Origin of the sequence: Bradyrhizobium sp. 1(2017), assembly GCF_011602485.2 — a bacterium.
In the GTDB taxonomy this organism is placed as follows: Bacteria; Pseudomonadota; Alphaproteobacteria; order Rhizobiales; family Xanthobacteraceae; genus Bradyrhizobium.
The window spans coordinates 1,385,266-1,402,978 of the sequence record NZ_CP050022.2; the positions used below are offsets into that span (position 1 = coordinate 1,385,266).

Here is a 17,713-nt window from a genome sequence, read left to right on the forward strand (position 1 = left end):
ATTTGTGTCGACGTGGTGCCTACGCCGCCGACGCCTTCACCTTCACCGGGTGCACCGCGCGGAACGAGATCGCGATCCTGTTCCAGGCGTTGATGGCGGCGATCAGCATGGTCAGGTTCACCGTCTCCTCCTCGGAGAACTGCGCGCGGACCTGTTCGTAGACATCATCAGGGGCGCGTGTCTGCGAAATGAGCGTCACCGATTCCGTCCAGGCCAGCGCCGCGCGCTCGCGGTCGGAATAGAGCGGTGATTCGCGCCAGGCGTCGAGCAGGTAGATGCGCTGCTCGGTCTCGCCGCGCTTGCGGGCGTCCTCGGTGTGCATGTTGATGCAATAGGCACAGCCGTTGATCTGCGAGGCCCTGATTTTGACCAGCTCGATCAGCGATTTCTCCAGGCCCGTCGACTGGATCTGCGCCTCCAGGGCCATCAGCGCTTTGATCGTGTCGGGCGCGGCCTGATAGTAATTCATGCGGGGCTTCATGGTCATTCTCCTTTCAGGGGTTGAGGTCAGTGGGCTCCGCCGGCGGACATCTGGCCGGACTTCTTCAGGAAGAGGACCGCGATCAGGGCAACGATCAGGGCCATGCCGAGCAAATAGAAGGTGTCGCTGAAGGCGAGGATATAGGCCTGCTTCTGCACGATACGGCCGATCGCGACATAGGCGCGGCGCGCGGCATCCGCATGGTCGAGGACGCCGTGATTGATGAAATACTGGGTGAGCTGCTCCAGCCGCATGCGCGTCGCCTGCTCGAACACCGAGACCGACTGCATCAGCACGTTGGAGTGATACTGCTCGCGCTTGGTCAGCACGGTCTGGAGCAGCGCGATGCCGACGGCGCCGCCGAGGTTACGCATCATGTTGAACAGACCGGACGCCGAGCCGGCGTTTTCCGGCTCGATGCCTGATGTCGCGACCGCCGACAGCGGCGCCATGACCAGCGCCTGGCCGATCGCGCGGACGACGTTGGGCCACAGCAGCTGATCGGCGGCATAGTTGCTGGTCATGTAGATGTTCATGAAGTTGGAGGCAGCGAACAGCACGAAGCCGACGCCGATGACGAGCCGTGCGTCGAACCGCTGCATCAGGCGCGGCACGAGCGGGATCAAGACAAGCTGCGGCAGCCCGGTCCATGCCAGCACCATGCCGATCTGTTCGGCATTGTAGCCCTGGATGCGAGCCAGATATTGCGGCAGGATGAACACCGAACCGTAGAGCGCGATGCCGAGCAGGAAGTTCGCGAGCATGCCGAAGCCGAAATTGCGGCGAGCCAGCAGGCGCAGGTTCAACAGCGGCTTCTTCACCGTGAGCTCGATGATCAGGAACGCAATCAGCGCAACGGCGGCGATCACCGAGAGCTTCACGATGAACGGCGAGCCGAACCAGTCGTCCTTGTTGCCTTCCTCCAGCACGGTCTGGAGCGCGGACAGGCCGATCGCCATGGTGATGATGCCGGCCCAGTCGCCCTCGCGCAGCAGCGACAGCTTCATCGGCTTTGCGTCGAGCGCGTACCAGAGCATGCCGACCATGATCGCGCCGGGCACGAGGTTGACGTAGAAGATGTATTGCCAGCCGAAATTCTCGGTGAGATAGCCGCCGATGGTCGGGCCGATCGCGGGCGCGAACGTCGCCGACAGCGCGAACAGCGCGAGCCCGACCGGCTGCTTGGCGCGTGGGAGCAGCGTGATGATCAGCGTGAAGGCCATCGGGATCAGCACGCCGCCGGTGAAGCCCTGCACCGCGCGCAGCACGATCATCTGCGACAGATTCTGCGCCAGCGCGCAGGCTGCCGACAGGACCAGGAACAGGATCGCGTTGGTGAGAAGATAGATCCGGATCGAGAACACCTGGGCGAGCCAGCCGGATAGCGGGATCACCACGATCTCGGCGACCAGATAGGAGGTCGAGATCCAGCCGCCGTCGTCGATGCCGGCGCCGATCGCGCCCTGGATGTCGGCCAGTGAGGCGTTGACGATCTGGATGTTCAGCACCGCCATGAAGGCACCCAGCGTCGCGCCGATCACCGCGATCCATGTTCGTGCAGAAACCGCGGGCGTGACGGGGGCAGCAGGAGCGGGGAGGCCGGCCGCGGCGTTGACAGTGGGTTGGAGCGTGCTCATGGAAGCCTCGTCAGCTTCAGCCGCCGTGCGGGCGCGAAGTATTGTTGGCCAGATGCCTGGTCGTCTCGCGTTCGGCCAGCACGGCCTGCTTGGTGTCGACGGTCGGCACCGCCGACATGCCGGGCCGCAACAGGCCGGTGAGCTCATGATCGTCGAGCACGATCTTCACCGGGACGCGCTGCACGATCTTGGTGAAATTGCCGGTGGCGTTGTCCGGCGGCAGCAGCGCAAATTCGAGCCCGCTTGCCGGCGACAGGCTGTCGACATGGCCACGCAGGGGCCGGTTGCGGAAGCTGTCGACGCGCAGCTCGACCGGTTGGCCCGGGCGCATATGCGTGAGTTGAGTCTCCTTGAAGTTCGCAACGACATAGACGGCATCGAGCGGCACCACGGCCATCAGCTGCGTGCCGGCCTGCACGTACTGGCCGACGCGCAAGCTCCGTGCGCCGACCGTGCCGTCGACCGGCGCGGTGATCTCGGTGTAGGACAGGTTCAGCGCCGCCTGCTGCGCCACCGCGCGAGCGCGGTCGAGCTGGGCCGTCGCTTGGGCGCGCTGGGTGGTGAGCACGTCCACCTTGCGCTGCGCGGCGAGGAGGCCGGATTTCGCGTGCTGCAATTGCGCGGTGCTGGCGCGCAGCGCTGCGTCGGTCTGCTGCGCGCGCTGGATCGTGCCGGAGCCCGACTTCATGAGGTCGTCGTAGCGGGCGCGCTCCTCCTGCGCGAATTTCAGATTGGCGTCCGCCGCAGCCACGTCGGCGGTGCTCTGCGCGATGATCGGCTGCTGCAATTCGAGCTGCGCATCGATGTTGCGGACCGAGGCCTCGCCGGCGGCGACATCGGCACGGGCCTGGTCGAGCGCTGCCTTGAAGTCACGATCGTCGATCTTGGCCAGCGGCTGCCCCGCCTTGACCTTCTCGTTGTCGCCGACCAGCACCCTTGCGATATAGCCGGAGACTTTGGGCGCGATGATCGTGGAATCAGCCTTCACATAGGCGTCGTCGGTCGATTCGAGGTAGCGGCCGGTCGTCAGATAGTCATAGCCGTAGTGGCCGGCGACTGCGATGCCGAGCGCCAGTGCCAGGCCAATGGCTGCGCGCCTGATCGCCTGGCGGGACGGGCGAAGCCCAGTTTGTTCATTGGTTTCAGCGACATAAGAGGCGTTCGACATGGCATCCTCGAAAAAGTCCCGGACGCCTCGTTGTGAAACGTGCGTCGTGGATGACGGTAAGATGCGTTGTCCAGAGGATTGTGATAATCCCCGAATTCATGGAAGCATTATCCAGTAATAGCGGATAATCGGAGCATCGAGCCTTGGACCGCTTTACCAGCCTCACTGCCTTCGCCCGGGTGGTTGAAACCGGCGGCTTCTCGGCAGCCGCCCGCAAGCTCAACATGTCGACCACCATGGTGAGCAACCACGTTCAGGCGCTGGAAGACCGGCTCGGCGTGCGGCTGCTCAACCGGACCACGCGCAAGGTCAGCCTCACCGAGATCGGCAGGGCCTATTACGATCGCGCCACGCAGATCCTCGGCGATCTCGAGCAGGCCGACGACATCGCCAGCGAATTGCAATCGGTGCCCCGCGGCACGCTGCGCATCCACGTCGCCACGCATATGGTGCCGTTTGCCGCGCCGGTGGTGGCGCAATTGCTGTCAACTTATCCGGATCTCAAGATCGACCTGCGCATGGGCGAGTCCGAGGTCGATCTCATCGAGGAAGGTTACGACGTTGCCCTGCGCATGATCGCGCCGCCGGACTCGAGCCTGATCGTCCGCAGCCTCGCCACCTGGCGGCACGTGCTGTGCTGTTCGCACGAATATCTCGAGAAGCATGGTCGTGTTCAGACGCTCGACGAGCTCGCCGCGCATGATTGCGCACGCCACCTGAACTATCCCTTTGGCGACGAATGGCGGTTCTTCGACCGCAAGGGCGCTCCGGCCTCGGTCCGCATCTCGGGCCGCTTCGTCACCAATAGCGGGGAGGCGTTGCGGAAGGTGGCGCTGGAGGGCGCGGCCGTCTGCTTGATGGCCGGATTTCTCGTCCAGGACGATCTTGAGGCAGGCCGCCTGGTTCGGCTCCTGCCGGAATATCGCCCGGTCGAGATGTCGATGAACGCGGTCTATCCGCACCGCCACCATCTGTCAGCGAAGGTCAGGACCTTCATCGACATGCTGGTGCAGCATAGCGCCGAGCAGCAGAAGCTGATCAATCCTTATTCTTGAGACCGGCACATCGGATCGTAGGGTAGGCAAAGGCGCGCCTTAGCGCCGTGCCCACCAGCTTTCGCGAGTCTGGCGGAAGCGGTGGACACGCTTCGCTTTGCCCACCCTACGAACTGCCTCTAGCGGGCCGGCGGTGGCAGCCGCCCGAACACGGCGTCGAGTGCCATGCCGATTGCGAGCAGGCGGCGATCGCTGCCCGCGGGGCCATCCAATTCAAGCCCTATAGGCAATTTGCTCGTGGCGCCGAGCGCGATCGGGATCTGGATCCCGGGAATACCGGCATTGCTGCCGGGATCGGTGTTCTGGATGAACAGTCCGAAGTTTTCGAGGCTGCTGGAGTCGGGATTGGAGGCAATCGCGACGCGCGGCGTGGTCGGGAACGCGATGGCGTCTAGCCGGTCATCGGCAAAGGTCCTGCTGTATAGCGCCTGAAGCCCGGGCCGTGCTGTCTTGATCGCTGCATCATAAATCGGCCTGGCGTCAATCAGTGTGTTGTCGGGGCCCGGCAGCTTGCGCGGGATGACGAGGCCATCATAGGTGCCCTTCACGTCGGGACTTGAGATTTCGTTCGCCAGCGCTTCGATGGTGAGGCCGGTGCCGGTGTGCGCGAGATAGGCGACCATGTCGTCATAGGCCTCGTACAGCGCGACGGGAAAGCCGACTTGACCGTTGAGCTCGGCCAGTTCAGGCATCTCGATCTCGACAATCGTGATACCCTGCGCCTTCATTTTCGCGATCGCCGCGTGGAAGGCGACCTCCGTGTCGGCATCGAGATTGGTCAGCATCGACCTCACGATGCCGATCCGCACCTGCTTCAAATCAGCCGGCGCGACCTCGTCTCCTCCCGCGATGACGCGGTCGAGCAATTCGACGTCGGCCATGGTCGCGGCCATCGGGCCTGCGGTGTCGCGCGTATGCGAGATCGGCGCGATGCCTTCTTGCGAGTAGCGCCCGACGGTCGGGCGCAGCGATGCGCATCCATTCAGCGCGCCGGGCACGCGGACTGATCCGCCCGTGTCGGTGCCGAGTCCGCCCGCAACGATCCGCGCGCCGATCGCCGCACCCGTTCCGGACGAGGAGCCGCCGGCGATCAGGGTGCGATCATAGGCGTTGCGCACGCCGAACTCCGCGCCGGTCTTGAACGCGGTGTTGTAGCCGGAAATGCCGAAGGCGAGCTCGTGCATGCTGGTCTTGCCGATGATGACCGCGCCCGCCGCGCGCAGTTTCGCGGCAACGGGAGCGTCAGCTTGCGGAACGTAGTCCTTCAGAGCAGGTGTGCCGGCGCTACAGGGAAGTCCGGCCACCTCGATGTTATCCTTGATCACGATGGGCACGCCGCCGAGCGGCTTGCTCCTGTCGCCCGCCGCGTCGAACGCGGCCGCGGCTTTCAAGGCGCCGGCCTCATCCAGGGTCACGAAGGCATTGAGGTCGCCGTTTGCTTTGGCACGGGCGAGAGCTTCCGTCGTGAGCGTTGTGCTAGTCACTCTCCCGGCACGGAGGTCGCTTGCAGCCCGGGTCAGGGTCGGCTGGTCGAAATCCACGATGTGTCACCCCATTGCAGGAGCGCCGTCAGGGCGCCCCTCGGGTCTAGAACCTGAAGCCTCGCTGGCGCGGCGTCAACCGTAGGCGCGCATCTTTACTGGCGATGGCGCGTCGAGTTCGGCGAACAGCCGCTCGATCTCGGCCTTCACCTTCCCGATCGCGACGTCCTTCACCGGGCCATAGCCGCGAATCTCCATCGGGGCTTTCGCGATCGCGACGATGCGAGGGAGGCGCGCCGCATCGAGCCCGTCGAGCATCCGGTCGATGAGGCCTTCATACCAGGCGATCAGCTCCCGCTCGGTGCGCCGTTCGGCGGTGTAACCGAACGGATCGAACGGCATCCCGCGCAGCCCCTTCAATCGCGCCAGGATGGCGAGGGGCATCTGGATCCACTGCCCGAAGGCGCGCTTGCGCGGACGTCCGCGTGCGTCGCGCCCTGACGGCAGGAAAGGTGGGGCAAGGTGATAGCGGATGCTGAAGCCGTCCTCGAACGCGCCTTTCAGTTCGTCGAGGAAGCCGCTTTGCATATGCAGTCGCGCCACTTCGTACTCGTCCTTGTAGGCCATCAGCTTGAACAGGGCGCGGGCCACTGCATCGGTCAGGGCTTCGCTGCCCAGGGCGGACTCGGCGGCGCGGACCCTCGCGACCTTCGACCGATATCGCGCAGCATAAGCTTCGTTCTGATAAGCGGTTAGAAAATCAGCGCGGCGTTCAATGAGCTGGTCGAGTGTTTCGACCGTGAGCGCATCGTCCGTTCTCGGCAGAAATTCCGGATCGGCAGCGGCGATGCGGCCCCAGGCGAACGCCTGCTTGTTGCGCTCGACGGCGACACCGTTGAGCTCGATCGCGCGCAACTGCGCTTGCAGCGAGACAGGAACCAGTCCGCGCTGCCAGGCAAAGCCCAGCATGATGATGTTGGCGTAGACGGAATCGCCGAGCAGCCGTTCGGCCAGCGCGTTCGCGTTGATCGTGTCGAGATTGCCGTCGCCGATTACGCGGCCGATGGCGCGCAGGCGCGCGGGCGAGGCGAGGTCGGCGTCGCGGAAGCGGACGACGTCACCGGTCGGCATTTCCGCGGTATTGACCGCGGCGCGCGTGCCGCGGCGATAGGTGCCTGAGGCCTTCGGCGAAGAGCTCACGACGAGGTCGCAGCCGATCAGCGCATCGGCCGCGCCCTGGTCGATGCGGACCTGGTGCAGCGCCTCGGGAGAAGCCGCAAGCCGGATGTAGCTCAGCACGGGCCCGAATTTTTGCGCAAAGCCGGTGAAATCCAGCACCGATACGCCGCGTCGCTCAAGATGCGCCGCCATACCGATCAATGCGCCGACCGTGATCACGCCGGTGCCGCCGACGCCGGTCACCAGCAGGTCGTAGGGCCGGTCGAGCGTCGCGGAGCCGGGCAGGGGAAGCGTCGCGGCGCGGCCGATCGCGTCGATCTGGCTCGCGGACTTCTTCCGGCGCGTCGCACCCTCGACGGTCACGAAACTCGGACAAAAGCCGTTGAGGCAGGAAAAGTCCTTGTTGCAGGATGAGAGGTTGATCTGGCGCTTGCGGCCGAACGGCGTCTCCTTCGGCTCGACGCTGAGGCAGTTGGACTCGACCGAACAATCGCCGCACCCCTCGCAGACGAGGTCATTGATGTAGGCGAAGCGCCGGGGATCGGTCATCTGCCCGCGCTTGCGCCGGCGCCGCTTTTCGGTTGCGCAGGTCTGCTGGTAGATCAGAACCGAGACGCCAGGGATTTCGCGCAGCTCGCGCTGCACGGCGTCCATTTCCTCGCGCGGATGAATGGTGACACCCACAGGCAGGTCCGCCGGCGAGAACTGCGCGGGATCGTCCGAGACAATCGCGACGCGCCCGACGCCCTCGGCGCGGACGCTGTGTGCGATCGCGTGCACGCTGACGGGCCCGTCCACCGGCTGGCCCCCGGTCATTGCAACGGCGTCGTTGAACAGGATCTTGTAGGTGATGTTGGTCTTGGCGGCGATCGCCTGCCGGATCGCCATCGAGCCGGAGTGATAATAGGTGCCTTCGCCGAGATTCTGGAAGATGTGCTTGTGGCCGGTGAATTTCGATGAGGCCACCCAGTTGACACCTTCGCCGCCCATCTGGATCAGCGAGGAGGTCTCGCGGTCCATCCAGCTGGCCATGAAATGGCAGCCGATGCCGGCGAGGGCCTTCGATCCCTCCGGAACCTTCGTTGACGTATTGTGCGGGCATCCAGAGCAGAAATACGGCGTGCGCGTTGCGCCGCTGACGTTGATCGTGCGTGCCGCCTCCGGCATTAACGCCGCTGCGCGTGCAGCGAGATTGAGGCCCGGGAACATCGGATCGAGCCGGCGCGCAAGCACACCGGCGAGCGCGCGCGGCGACAATTCACCGATCCAGGAGATCAGCCGTGCCCCTTGCTCGTCGTGCTTGCCGACCATGCGCTCGGGCTTGCTGCCGGGATAGTCGTAGAAATATTCCTTGAACTGGCTCTCGATGATGCCGCGCTTCTCCTCGACCACGAGGATCTCGCGCTTGCCCCTCACGAATTCCATGGCGTCATGCAGCGCCAGCGGCCAGACCATGCCGACCTTGTAGATGTCGATGCCGATGCGGCGGCAGGCCGCTTCGTCGAGGCCGATCAGCCGCAGCGCTTCCATCAGGTCGAGATGCGCCTTGCCCGTCGTGACGATGCCGTAGGTCGCGTTCGGAATGTCGTAGATGTGGCGATCGATCGGATTGGCCTTCGCAAAGGCGTAGACGGCGTGCTTCTTCGCTTCCAGCCGCTCCTCGATCTGCGGTCCCGGCAGGTCGGGCCAGCGATAGTGCAGGCCACCCGGCGGCGGCGCGAAATCGGGCGTGCGGAAGTCGCGAGAGGTGCGGAGCGCGACGGACGCACCCGATTCCACGATCTCCGAGATCGCCTTGAAGCCGACCCACATGCCGGAGAAGCGGCTCAGCGCGTAGCCATATTCGCCGAATTCGAGATATTCGCCGACGCTTGCGGGGTGCAGCGTCGGCATGAACCAGCTCATGAAGGCGACGTCGGACTGATGTGGCATCGAGGACGAGACGCAGCCATGGTCGTCGCCGGCAACCACCAGCACGCCGCCATGCGGCGAGGAGCCGTAGGCGTTGCCGTGCTTGAGTGCATCGCCGGAGCGATCCACGCCGGGGCCCTTGCCGTACCAAAGGCCGAACACGCCATCGACCTCGCGATCACCTTGCGTCTCGACCTGCTGCGAGCCGAGCACGGCGGTGGCCGCAAGGTCCTCGTTCACGGCGGGGAGAAATTCGATGCGGTCACGCTTGAGCCGTTCCTCAATGCGCCACAGTTCGAGATCGATGCCGCCGAGCGGTGAGCCGCGGTAGCCGGAGATGAAGCCCGCGGTGTTCAGGCCGCGCGCCCGATCGCGCCTGACCTGATCGAGCGCGATGCGGACGATCGCCTGCGTGCCCGTGAGGAAGACGCGGCCGTCCTCGCGGTCATAGCGGTCGGAGAGCTCGTAGCTGTCGAGGGATGGAATGGCGTCCATGCGGACCTCCCGCGGCATTCCCTGCCGGATGGGCAAAGGTTAGGCCCGGGCCTCTGGTAGGTCTTGCCTATTTCTCCTCACGGGTAGGTCATTCTGGTAGTTCTATCCGATTTATCGTATTCTGTGGTTAAATTATCCGATTTGGTGAAATTTATGATCGAAGAGCAGGACACGCGAATTCTTGCACACCTCCAGAAGGACGGTCGCGCCACCAATCAGCAGCTTGCGGACGAGGTCGGCATGTCCACCTCGGCCTGCTGGCGCCGCGTGCGGGCGCTGGAAGAAAGCGGCGTCATCCGCAGCTACGCCGCGCTGATCGATCGCGAGCAAGCGGGTTTCGCGATGTCAGCCATCCTCCACGTCTCGCTGGAGCGGCACGATGCCAAGTTCGTCGACGAGTTCGTGTCCCGCGTCACCAGACGCCGCGAGGTGCTGGAGTGCTTTGCGACCACGGGCGATGCCGATTATCACTTGCGCGTCGTCGTGCAGGACATGGTCGCCTACAACAGATTCCTGGATGAGTTTATGTTCCGCATCCCCGGCATCCGCTACGTCCGCAGCAATGTGGTACTGAAGGAGATCAAGACAGGCGTGGCGCTGCCGTTTTGAGGCACGGGAAGTGCCGTAGGGTGGGCAAAGGCGCTCTTCGCCGTGCCCACCATCTCGCCCCGACCAGCGAAGCTGGTGGGCACGCTTCGCTTTGCCCACCCTACGGCACCGTTGATCTGGCGGCATTTGCAAACTCTGTCTCCTCACCCTGAGGAGGCCGCGTAGCGGCCGTCTCGAAGGGCGAGGCCGTGAGCCCCGCCTCCGTCCTTCGAGACGCGCGAAAACGCGCTCCTCAGGATAAGGGGCGTGCGCTACCGCTCCTCCCGCACAAACCTGTTCCGCAACGTCCCGACGCCCGTGATGTCGATCTCCACGACATCGCCGTGCCTGATATCGGGCGAGGCGCCGTCGGTCCCCATCCAGATCACGTCGCCGGGCCATAGCGTGAAATATTTGGTCAGCTCGACCAGGAACGGTACCACGCCGAAGATCATGTCGTTGGTGTGGAAGCGGTTGGTCTCGCGGCCGTTGACCCGGACGATCGTTTCCATCGTGTCGAGGTCTGCCTCGGTCTCGATCCACGGGCCCATCGGCTTGAACGTGTCGGCGTTCTTGGAGCGCCACAGGCTGCGGTCGGCCTTCTGCCAGCTGCGTTCGCTGACGTCGTTGCCGATGGTGTAGCCGAACACGCAATCCATTGCGGTCGCTGCGGTGAGATGCTTCGCCTTCTTGCCGATGACGACGACGAGCTCGCCTTCATAATGGATCTTGTCCGTCGCGAAGGACGGGATGACGACATCCTCGTCATGCGCGATCAGCGCATTCTGCGCGCGATAGCCGATCTCGGGCCGGTCAGGCACGGCCGGCACCTCGCCACGCTTGTCGGCGGCTTCCTTCAGATGCTTCAAATAGTTCAGGCCAACGCAATAGAAGGTGCGGGGGATCAGCGGCAGCTCGATCCTGACCTCTGACAGCGGATGTGCACGTGACGTGCGCTGCCATTCGCCGAACGGATCGCCGTCGACCGCAATCACCTGGTCGCCTTCGATGATCCCCCAGGAAGTCTTGTTCGAGGCGGTGAATTTCAGCCAGCGCATGTTCGGTCCTCATTATTCCGCGGCATCGCGCCGCTGTGTCTTCCAGGCACCGGCAGTCGGCCGCTTGAGTCCGAGGTTTTCCCGCAGTGTCTTGCCGCGGTATTCCTTCTGGAACAGCCCGCGCCGCTGCAGTTCGGGCACGACGTGCTGCACGAAGTCCGCATAGGAGCCGGGCACGTAGGTCGCGGCGATAACGAAGCCGTCGCAGCCGCGCTCGACGAACATCTCTTCAAGCTTGTCCGCGATCTCCTTGGGGCCGCCCACCATCGCATCCTGGACCTGGCCGCGGCCGGAGAAGGTGACGAAGTCCCGCGCGCTCGGGTTACTCTTGCCAGAGTTCTTCAGCACCCCGTCGCGAATGCCCAGGATGCCCTGCATGCTTTTCAGCTCTTCCGTCGTCAGCGGCTCGTCGAGGTCCTTGGAGGCGAAATCGTAGTTGAGCGCTTCGGCGAGCAGGGATAGCGCGTCGATCTGGAGCGGCAACTTGTTGATCAGCGCCATCCTGTCTTCGGCTTCAGCCTTGGTCGCGGCGCAGACCGGCGTCGTCAGGTTGCAGAGGAACATCTGGTCGGGATCGCGGCCGGCCTTGGCGGCCTCGTTGCGCACGGACGCATAACCTTCCTTCGCGGCGGCGAGGTTGCGCGCGGCGGTGAAGATCACCTCGCCCCATCGACCCGCGAAGCGCTGGCCGCGGCCGGACGCGCCGGCCTGGATGATCACGGGATGACCTTGCTGCGAGCGCGGCACGGTGAACGGTCCGCGCGATTTGAAGGCGGGCCCCTTGTGATCGAGGCGCTTGACCTTGGTCGGGTCGGCGAAGCGGCCGCTCTTCTTGTCCATGATGAGCGCACCGTCTTCCCAGGTGTCCCAATGGCCGAGCACGACCTCCATGAACTCGTCGGCCTTGTCGTAGCGGGAATCATGTTCGGGATGGGAATCGCGGCCCATGTTGAGCGCCTCGCCGTCATTGAGCGAGGTCACGACGTTCCACCCGGCACGTCCGCCCGACATCAGGTCGAGCGTTGCGAAGCGGCGCGCGACGTCGAAGGGCTCGTAATAGGTGGTCGAGCAGGTCGCCCCCAAACCGAGCTTCTCGGTGACCATGCCCATCGTGGTCAGCACGATCAGCGGGTCCATCTTCACGCAGCGGATGCCGTATTCGACGGTGTGGGCGTGGTCGTTGCCGTAGCGGTCCGGCATCGCCAGGCGGTCGTCGAAGAAGGCCATGTGGAACCTGCCGGCTTCGAGAATCCTGGCGATCTCCTGATAGTAGCTCGCTGACATCGAATCGTCGCGCGAGTCCGGATGCCGCCATGAGCTCGGCAGGTTCGTGCAGTTCTGCGCCTGGAGGAAGCCGACCAGTACCATCTGCCGATTCATGCTGCTGTTCTCCTGATGCCGTCAGGCCAGATCGAGGACCGTGTCGAGCCTGTATTCGCGCGCCAGCGCGCGCAGCTTTTCCCAGGTGGCATCCTCGACCTCGATGCCGTCGCGCAGGCGCTGCTGCTCGCGCAGGCCCTCGATCTCGCCGGGATAGAATACGCCCTTGCTGCCCTCGGACGGCGGCGTCGATTTCAGATAACGCGCGAATTCGGCGACCTCGCGCTTGAACTCCTTCAGCGGGCGGAACGCGGCGACGTTGAACACCGCCATGAAGCATCCGTCATTGTGACGGCCGGTGGGCTCGACGCCGAAGCCGAGGCCGGTGAGCAGGCCGCACAGCACCTCGACCATGGCGGCAAGGCCGCTGCCCTTGTAGCCCTCGGTGCCGCCGAGCGGCAGCAGCGCGCCGCCCTTACGGTATTGGGTCGGATCGGTGGTGTTCCGTCCCTCGGCATCGATGATCCAGCCCGTCGGAATCTCCTCGCCGCGCGCGACCGCGAGCTGGATCTTGCCGGCCGCCACCGCCGAGGTTGCCATGTCCAGGTAGAACGGCGCATCGAGGTCGGACGGCACCGCGATCGAGATCGGGTTGGTGCCGAGCCGCGCCTCCTTGCCGCCGAACGGCGCCACGTGCTTCGGCGAGCGGCCGGAATCCGCCGTCGCGATCCCGATCATGCCTTCGCGCATCGCCATCAAAGGATAGGCGGCGAGGCGGCCGACGTGGCTCTGCCGGAACACGGTGCAGGCGGCGACATTCGCCGTCCTCGCCTTCTCGATCGTCAGCGCCATCGCCTTCGCGTTGACGTGGAAGCCGAAACCCCACTGGCCGTCGATCACGGTCGTCGTCGGCGATTCCTGGACGATGGTCCATCTGGCGCCGGGGACGATGTGTCCGGCCTTGACGCGGTCGATATAAGTGGGAACGGCGATCACGCCGTGCGAGTCATGGCCGGCGAGATTGGCGTTGACGCAGCCGATGGCGACTGCATCCGCCTCTTCCTCGGAAGCGCCGGCGGCACGGAGCAGAGCTGCGCTGATACGCGTGAGGCGATCGGCTCTGACCATCGGCATGGCATTCCCTCGGCTTGGTGCCCTTGACGGGCTGCTCGTTGGTGCCATCGTCTCAAAGCGTCGCCGCGATATCAATCTCCCGTAAACCAATACAGGGCTGCAAATTCGTGAAGGGAGCGCACCTTTGGTCGAAGATTTGTCCCGCGCGACGGCATTTTCGACAGTTTCGCTCCCCGCGTTCGCTGCTCATTCACTCTGATCGATGGTTTGCAGCGCGCAATAACGACCACTTAGGCGATCGCCCTTCATAAAGTCACCCGGGAGAAATAGGCAGAAATGCTGGGGAGCTGAGATCGTGCCGACGACACTCGCGCGCACCTTTGCGGCGTTGAGCGCCATCAACGAAGCGATCCTCTACGCGAAATCGCCGGACGAGCTGTACCAGAAGGTCTGCGACGCCGGGTTCTCGAGCGGGGACTTTTTGGCGGTCGCCGTGTTCCTGGTGGGACCGGATGGCGCTCGGCTGTGCTTTGCGGCCGGCTGCGGCGATGACGTCGCGCGGCTGCGCGCCCTCGTGATCACGACGGAAGCCGGCACACCCGAAGGCTCGGGCGTCGGCGGCGAGGCGTTTCGCAATCAGAAGCTGTGCATCAGCAACCGTTATCTGAACGACCCGCGTTCGCTGGCTTGGCGCGCGGGCGCGAGCTCGGCCGCCATCGGCGCGGCCGCGGCGCTGCCGCTGCTCTGCAACGGCAAGAGTGTCGGCGTTCTCTACGTGACCCGCCGCGAGGCCGGCTCGCTGAACGAGCAGATGGTGTCGCTGTTCGAGCGGATGTCGGCCAACATTTCCTATGCGCTGGACAACATCGCGCGCGAGACCGCGCGGCAGACCAGCGAGCGGGCGACGCGGCGGCTGAACCGCATGTTCGGCGCCATCAGCGCCACCAACGAGGCCATTCTGCGCGCCAAGACCGAGCAGGAGCTGTATCAGCTGGTGTGCGACGCCTCGGTTCATGGCGGCAAGTCGCTGGCGACAGTCGTTCTGTTGAAGGAGCGGGAATCCCACTGGCTCAAGCCTGTCGCCGGCACTGGCCAGAATCTCGAGCTCGTCGCACAGACCAAATATTCCGTCGATGCCGGCAATCCCTATGGCCGCGGCATCTCTGGCAATGTTTTCCGCAGCCAGAGGCCTTATGTCGAGGAAGACCTCTTCAGTCGCACCAAGGGGACGCTGTGGGAGCAGGCCAATATCAACGCGGGTGTTGCAGCCTGCGTCGCGGCTCCGCTGGTCAAGAGTGGCGAGAGCGTCGGCGTCATCCTGTTCTTCATCAGCAAGTCCTGGGCGAAGGACCAGGAAGTCGTCGCGCTCCTGCTGCGCATGGCGGAGAACATTTCATTTGCGCTCCAGAACTTCGATCGCGACGAGGAGAAGGCGCAGATCGCGCGCGAGGAGGAACGGCTCGCGCGCATGTATGCCGCGCTGAGCGCCACCAATGAAGCGATCATCCGGGCGACGTCGCGTGCCGAGCTGTTCGATCTCGTATGCGAAGCGTCCGTCCAGGGCGGCATGTTCGCCTCGGCGACGATTGGAATCATCGACGCGGCTTGTGAGCTGGTCCGGGTCGTCGCGGTGAAGGGACGGCTCCAGGAGCGAATGGTCGGGCGCAGCTGTGCGATTTCCGCGGATCATCCCGAGGGCCAGGGAATCATCGGAACCTCGGTGCGGACGCGCCGGCCCAGTGTCATCAACGACTATATGCACGACCCGCGCTCGTCACACTGGCACTCCAAGGCGGTCGAGGACGGCACCCGCGCTGCTGCAAGCTTCCCGCTTCTGCGTGCCGGCCAGGAGCCGATCGGCATCCTGCTGTTCCTTGCTCCGGAGGAGGACACATTCACACCCGACCTGGTCGAGCTGCTTGCTCGCCTTGCAGAGAACGTCTCCTTCGCGCTCGACAATTTCGAGCGGGCCGAGGAAAAGGCCCGCATGGAGGCGCAGAAGGAGCGGTTGACGCGCATGTTCGCGGCGCTGAGCGCGACCAACGAGGCGATCATGCGGGCGAAATCGCGCGCCGAATTGTTCGACCTCGTGTGTTTCGCAGCATCGAACGGCGCCAAGTTCACCTCGACGACCATCGCGCTCGCCAGCGCCGACAGCGACCAGCTCAAGATCGTCGCCAGCGCCGGGCCGTCTTCCGATACCACGCGCAATGTCCGCCTCTCGGTCGACCCCGAGCGCCCCGAAGGCAAAGGGATGGCCGGCACCGCGTTCCGGACCCGGCAGCCCTGTATCAGCAACGACTATCTCACTGACCAGCGCGTGAGTGCCTTCCACGCCATCGTTCGCGGCGACGGCGCGCGCTCGGGCGCGGCGATCCCGCTCGTCGTTCACGACCTGGCCGTCGGCGTCATGATCTACATGTCGACCGAAAGGGAGACCTTCACCGCCGAATTCGTCGAGCTGTTGCAGCGCCTCGCCGACAACGTCGCCTTCGCGGTGGAGAATTTCGATCGCGCCGACGAGAAGAACAAGGCCGACGAGAGGATCGAGTATCTGGCGTCGCATGACAGTCTGACGGACCTGCCGAACCGCGAGACGTTCAACGGGCTGCTGCGCGAGGCGATCGACGCGGCACAGCGCCACGATCACCGCTTTGCGGTGCTGTTCATCGATCTCGACCGCTTCAAGGTCATCAACGATTCGCTCGGCCACGAGGCCGGGGACCTGCTCCTGCTCGAAGTGGCGAATCGCCTGCGCGGCGCGCTGCGGGCAAGCGACGTGGTGGCGCGGCTCGGCGGCGACGAGTTCGTGGTGATCCTCGACCAGTGCGGCGAGATCGACCACGTCCAGCACATCGCGACCGGGCTGCTCGCCGCGCTCGCCGAGCCCATGGAGCTAGCCGGCCACGAGTGCCATACCACGGCGTCGATCGGCATCGCGATGTATCCGGCCAACGGTTCCGACGCGCAGACGCTGACCAAGAACGCCGACATGGCGATGTATCTCGCCAAGGAGGACGGCAAGAACGGCTGTCGCTTCTTCTCCAAGGAAGTGAAGACGCAGTCGATCGAGCGCCTGTCGCTGGAGAGCGCGCTGCGCCGGGCGCTGGAGCGCGAGCAGTTCTCGCTGAACTACCAGCCCAAGGTCGACATGGAGACCGGGCAGATCACCGGTGTGGAAGCGCTGCTGCGCTGGGCCCATCCCGATCTCGGCAATGTCTCGCCGGCGCAGTTCATTCCGCTTGCCGAGGAAACCGGGCTGATCGTGCCGATCGGCCGCTGGGTGCTGAACGAGGCCTGCGCGCAGGCCATGGCCTGGCAGCGCCGCGGCCTGCTGCCGCTGTCGATGGCGGTCAACCTGTCGCCGCGGCAGTTTGCCGATGAGCGTCTGCTGCAGGACGTCGACGAGGCGCTCGCCGCCTCCGGCATGTCGCCGGTGTTGCTGCAGCTGGAGGTCACCGAGAGCATGATGATGCGCAATGTCGGACGCGCGCTGAAGGTGCTCGACGCCATCCAGAGCCGCGGCATCCGTCTCGCCATCGACGATTTCGGCACCGGCTATTCGTCGATGTCGCTGATGAAGCACTTCCCGATCGACACCATCAAGATCGACCGCTCCTTCGTGCGCGACCTGCCGCAGGATTCGGAAGACCAGGCGATTGCGCAGGCGATCATCAGCATGGGCAAGGCGCTCGGCATGACCGTCGTCGCCGAAGGCGTCGAGAACGCCGAGCAAGAGGCTTTCCTTCGCACCCATGGCTGCGACGAGATGCAGGGTTATCTGATCTCCAAGCCGCTGCCGGCGCGGCAGATGGCCGAGCTGCTGCGGCCGATGGTCCCGACTGTCGCGCCGCCGCTGCAGCCGGAGCTGGACCTTGCCGCGACCGAAGCCGCAGCGTTACGGCTGAAACGCGCTGTCGTCTGACGGCTGCGGGTGCAGTTCGCGGACGTCGTGCTCGCCGCCCTCGGCCTTGCTCGGAAAATCCTGCGGTCCCGTCAGCGAGGTCTGCTCGGTGAACAGCGCGAGAACGGTGCGTGCGCCCTCGGCGAAGCTCGTCCCCTCGTTTAAGCCGAGCTCGCGGCACCACGCGCCGGCCATCGGCTCGTTGTCGTCGAACACCGCCATTGCCGGACCCCACCACCAGGCTGGCGCAGGCGAGCGCTCGTCCGCGGGCACGACCTGCCAGCGGGCGAATTCGTCCATCACGCGCTCGAATTCCAGGCGTGCAGCCTGATGCATGCGGTCGATACTCCTTGAATCCCGGA

General features: G+C 64.8%; 12 protein-coding genes. 3 read left to right on the forward strand and 9 right to left on the reverse strand.

Annotation, left to right across the window (positions count from 1 at the left end):
• Positions 1-19: 19 nt before the first annotated feature.
• Genes HAP40_RS06615 through HAP40_RS06625 form a run of 3 tightly spaced genes read right to left on the reverse strand, consistent with a single transcriptional unit; the run spans position 20 to position 3,286 of the window.
• On the reverse strand, positions 20-481 hold the full coding sequence (locus tag HAP40_RS06615; RefSeq protein WP_166818558.1) for a carboxymuconolactone decarboxylase family protein: 462 nt from the start codon (positions 479-481) through the stop codon (positions 20-22).
• 26 nt (positions 482-507) lie between these two features.
• Positions 508-2,118: an MDR family MFS transporter gene (locus HAP40_RS06620; RefSeq protein WP_166818557.1), complete on the reverse strand. Its 1,611-nt coding sequence runs from the start codon at positions 2,116-2,118 to the stop codon at positions 508-510.
• A gap of 16 nt (positions 2,119-2,134) precedes the next feature.
• Positions 2,135-3,286, reverse strand: a complete 1,152-nt coding sequence (locus HAP40_RS06625) for an HlyD family secretion protein (RefSeq protein ID WP_166818556.1) — start codon at positions 3,284-3,286, stop codon at positions 2,135-2,137.
• A gap of 143 nt (positions 3,287-3,429) precedes the next feature.
• On the opposite strand from HAP40_RS06625, the gene HAP40_RS06630 reads away from it, so the two are divergent.
• Complete coding sequence (locus HAP40_RS06630) at positions 3,430-4,341, forward strand: LysR family transcriptional regulator (protein WP_166818555.1); 912 nt, start codon at positions 3,430-3,432, stop codon at positions 4,339-4,341.
• A 119-nt stretch (positions 4,342-4,460) separates the two neighbouring features.
• Here the strand turns inward: HAP40_RS06630 and iaaH are convergent, their stop codons facing one another.
• Together iaaH and HAP40_RS06640 are read right to left on the reverse strand one after the other, a co-directional pair.
• Positions 4,461-5,882 carry an indoleacetamide hydrolase gene (gene iaaH / locus HAP40_RS06635; RefSeq protein WP_166818554.1) on the reverse strand — a complete coding sequence of 474 codons (1,422 nt, stop codon included), beginning with the start codon at positions 5,880-5,882 and terminating at the stop codon, positions 4,461-4,463.
• Between the two features lie 75 nt (positions 5,883-5,957).
• Positions 5,958-9,407, reverse strand: coding sequence for an indolepyruvate ferredoxin oxidoreductase family protein (locus tag HAP40_RS06640; protein ID WP_166818553.1), 3,450 nt, complete (start codon positions 9,405-9,407; stop codon positions 5,958-5,960).
• Positions 9,408-9,560: 153 nt separating this feature from the next.
• On the opposite strand from HAP40_RS06640, the gene HAP40_RS06645 reads away from it, so the two are divergent.
• Complete coding sequence (locus HAP40_RS06645; RefSeq protein WP_166818552.1) at positions 9,561-10,016, forward strand: Lrp/AsnC family transcriptional regulator; 456 nt, start codon at positions 9,561-9,563, stop codon at positions 10,014-10,016.
• Between the two features lie 251 nt (positions 10,017-10,267).
• Here the strand turns inward: HAP40_RS06645 and HAP40_RS06650 are convergent, their stop codons facing one another.
• The 3 genes from HAP40_RS06650 to HAP40_RS06660 are packed head-to-tail and all read right to left on the reverse strand — an operon-like array spanning position 10,268 to position 13,507.
• Positions 10,268-11,053, reverse strand: a complete 786-nt coding sequence (locus HAP40_RS06650; protein ID WP_166818551.1) for a fumarylacetoacetate hydrolase family protein — start codon at positions 11,051-11,053, stop codon at positions 10,268-10,270.
• Between the two features lie 12 nt (positions 11,054-11,065).
• A complete protein-coding gene (locus HAP40_RS06655) occupies positions 11,066-12,433 on the reverse strand; it encodes an LLM class flavin-dependent oxidoreductase (protein ID WP_166818550.1) in 1,368 nt (455 codons plus the stop codon).
• Between the two features lie 21 nt (positions 12,434-12,454).
• Positions 12,455-13,507: an Ldh family oxidoreductase gene (locus HAP40_RS06660; protein WP_166818549.1), complete on the reverse strand. Its 1,053-nt coding sequence runs from the start codon at positions 13,505-13,507 to the stop codon at positions 12,455-12,457.
• A 295-nt stretch (positions 13,508-13,802) separates the two neighbouring features.
• Between HAP40_RS06660 and HAP40_RS06665 the strand changes: the two genes are divergently transcribed.
• Complete coding sequence (locus HAP40_RS06665; protein ID WP_166818548.1) at positions 13,803-17,372, forward strand: bifunctional diguanylate cyclase/phosphodiesterase; 3,570 nt, start codon at positions 13,803-13,805, stop codon at positions 17,370-17,372.
• Here the strand turns inward: HAP40_RS06665 and HAP40_RS06670 are convergent.
• Positions 17,346-17,687, reverse strand: coding sequence for a hypothetical protein (locus HAP40_RS06670; RefSeq protein WP_166818547.1), 342 nt, complete (start codon positions 17,685-17,687; stop codon positions 17,346-17,348). The two genes, HAP40_RS06665 and HAP40_RS06670, sit on opposite strands and share 27 nt — an antisense overlap.
• Positions 17,688-17,713 lie beyond the last annotated feature (26 nt).

Bases quoted from the DNA above. Each gene is read 5' to 3' on its own strand.
- HAP40_RS06625 (WP_166818556.1), bottom strand. From the start codon at position 3,286: ATGTCGAACGCCTCTTATGTCGCTGAAACCAATGAACAAACTGGGCTT.
- HAP40_RS06660 (WP_166818549.1), bottom strand. From the start codon at position 13,507: ATGCCGATGGTCAGAGCCGATCGCCTCACGCGTATCAGCGCAGCTCTG.
- HAP40_RS06640 (WP_166818553.1), bottom strand. From the start codon at position 9,407: ATGGACGCCATTCCATCCCTCGACAGCTACGAGCTCTCCGACCGCTAT.
- HAP40_RS06620 (WP_166818557.1), bottom strand. From the start codon at position 2,118: ATGAGCACGCTCCAACCCACTGTCAACGCCGCGGCCGGCCTCCCCGCT.
- HAP40_RS06650 (WP_166818551.1), bottom strand. From the start codon at position 11,053: ATGCGCTGGCTGAAATTCACCGCCTCGAACAAGACTTCCTGGGGGATC.
- HAP40_RS06670 (WP_166818547.1), bottom strand. From the start codon at position 17,687: ATGCATCAGGCTGCACGCCTGGAATTCGAGCGCGTGATGGACGAATTC.
- HAP40_RS06645 (WP_166818552.1), top strand. From the start codon at position 9,561: ATGATCGAAGAGCAGGACACGCGAATTCTTGCACACCTCCAGAAGGAC.
- HAP40_RS06615 (WP_166818558.1), bottom strand. From the start codon at position 481: ATGAAGCCCCGCATGAATTACTATCAGGCCGCGCCCGACACGATCAAA.
- HAP40_RS06655 (WP_166818550.1), bottom strand. From the start codon at position 12,433: ATGAATCGGCAGATGGTACTGGTCGGCTTCCTCCAGGCGCAGAACTGC.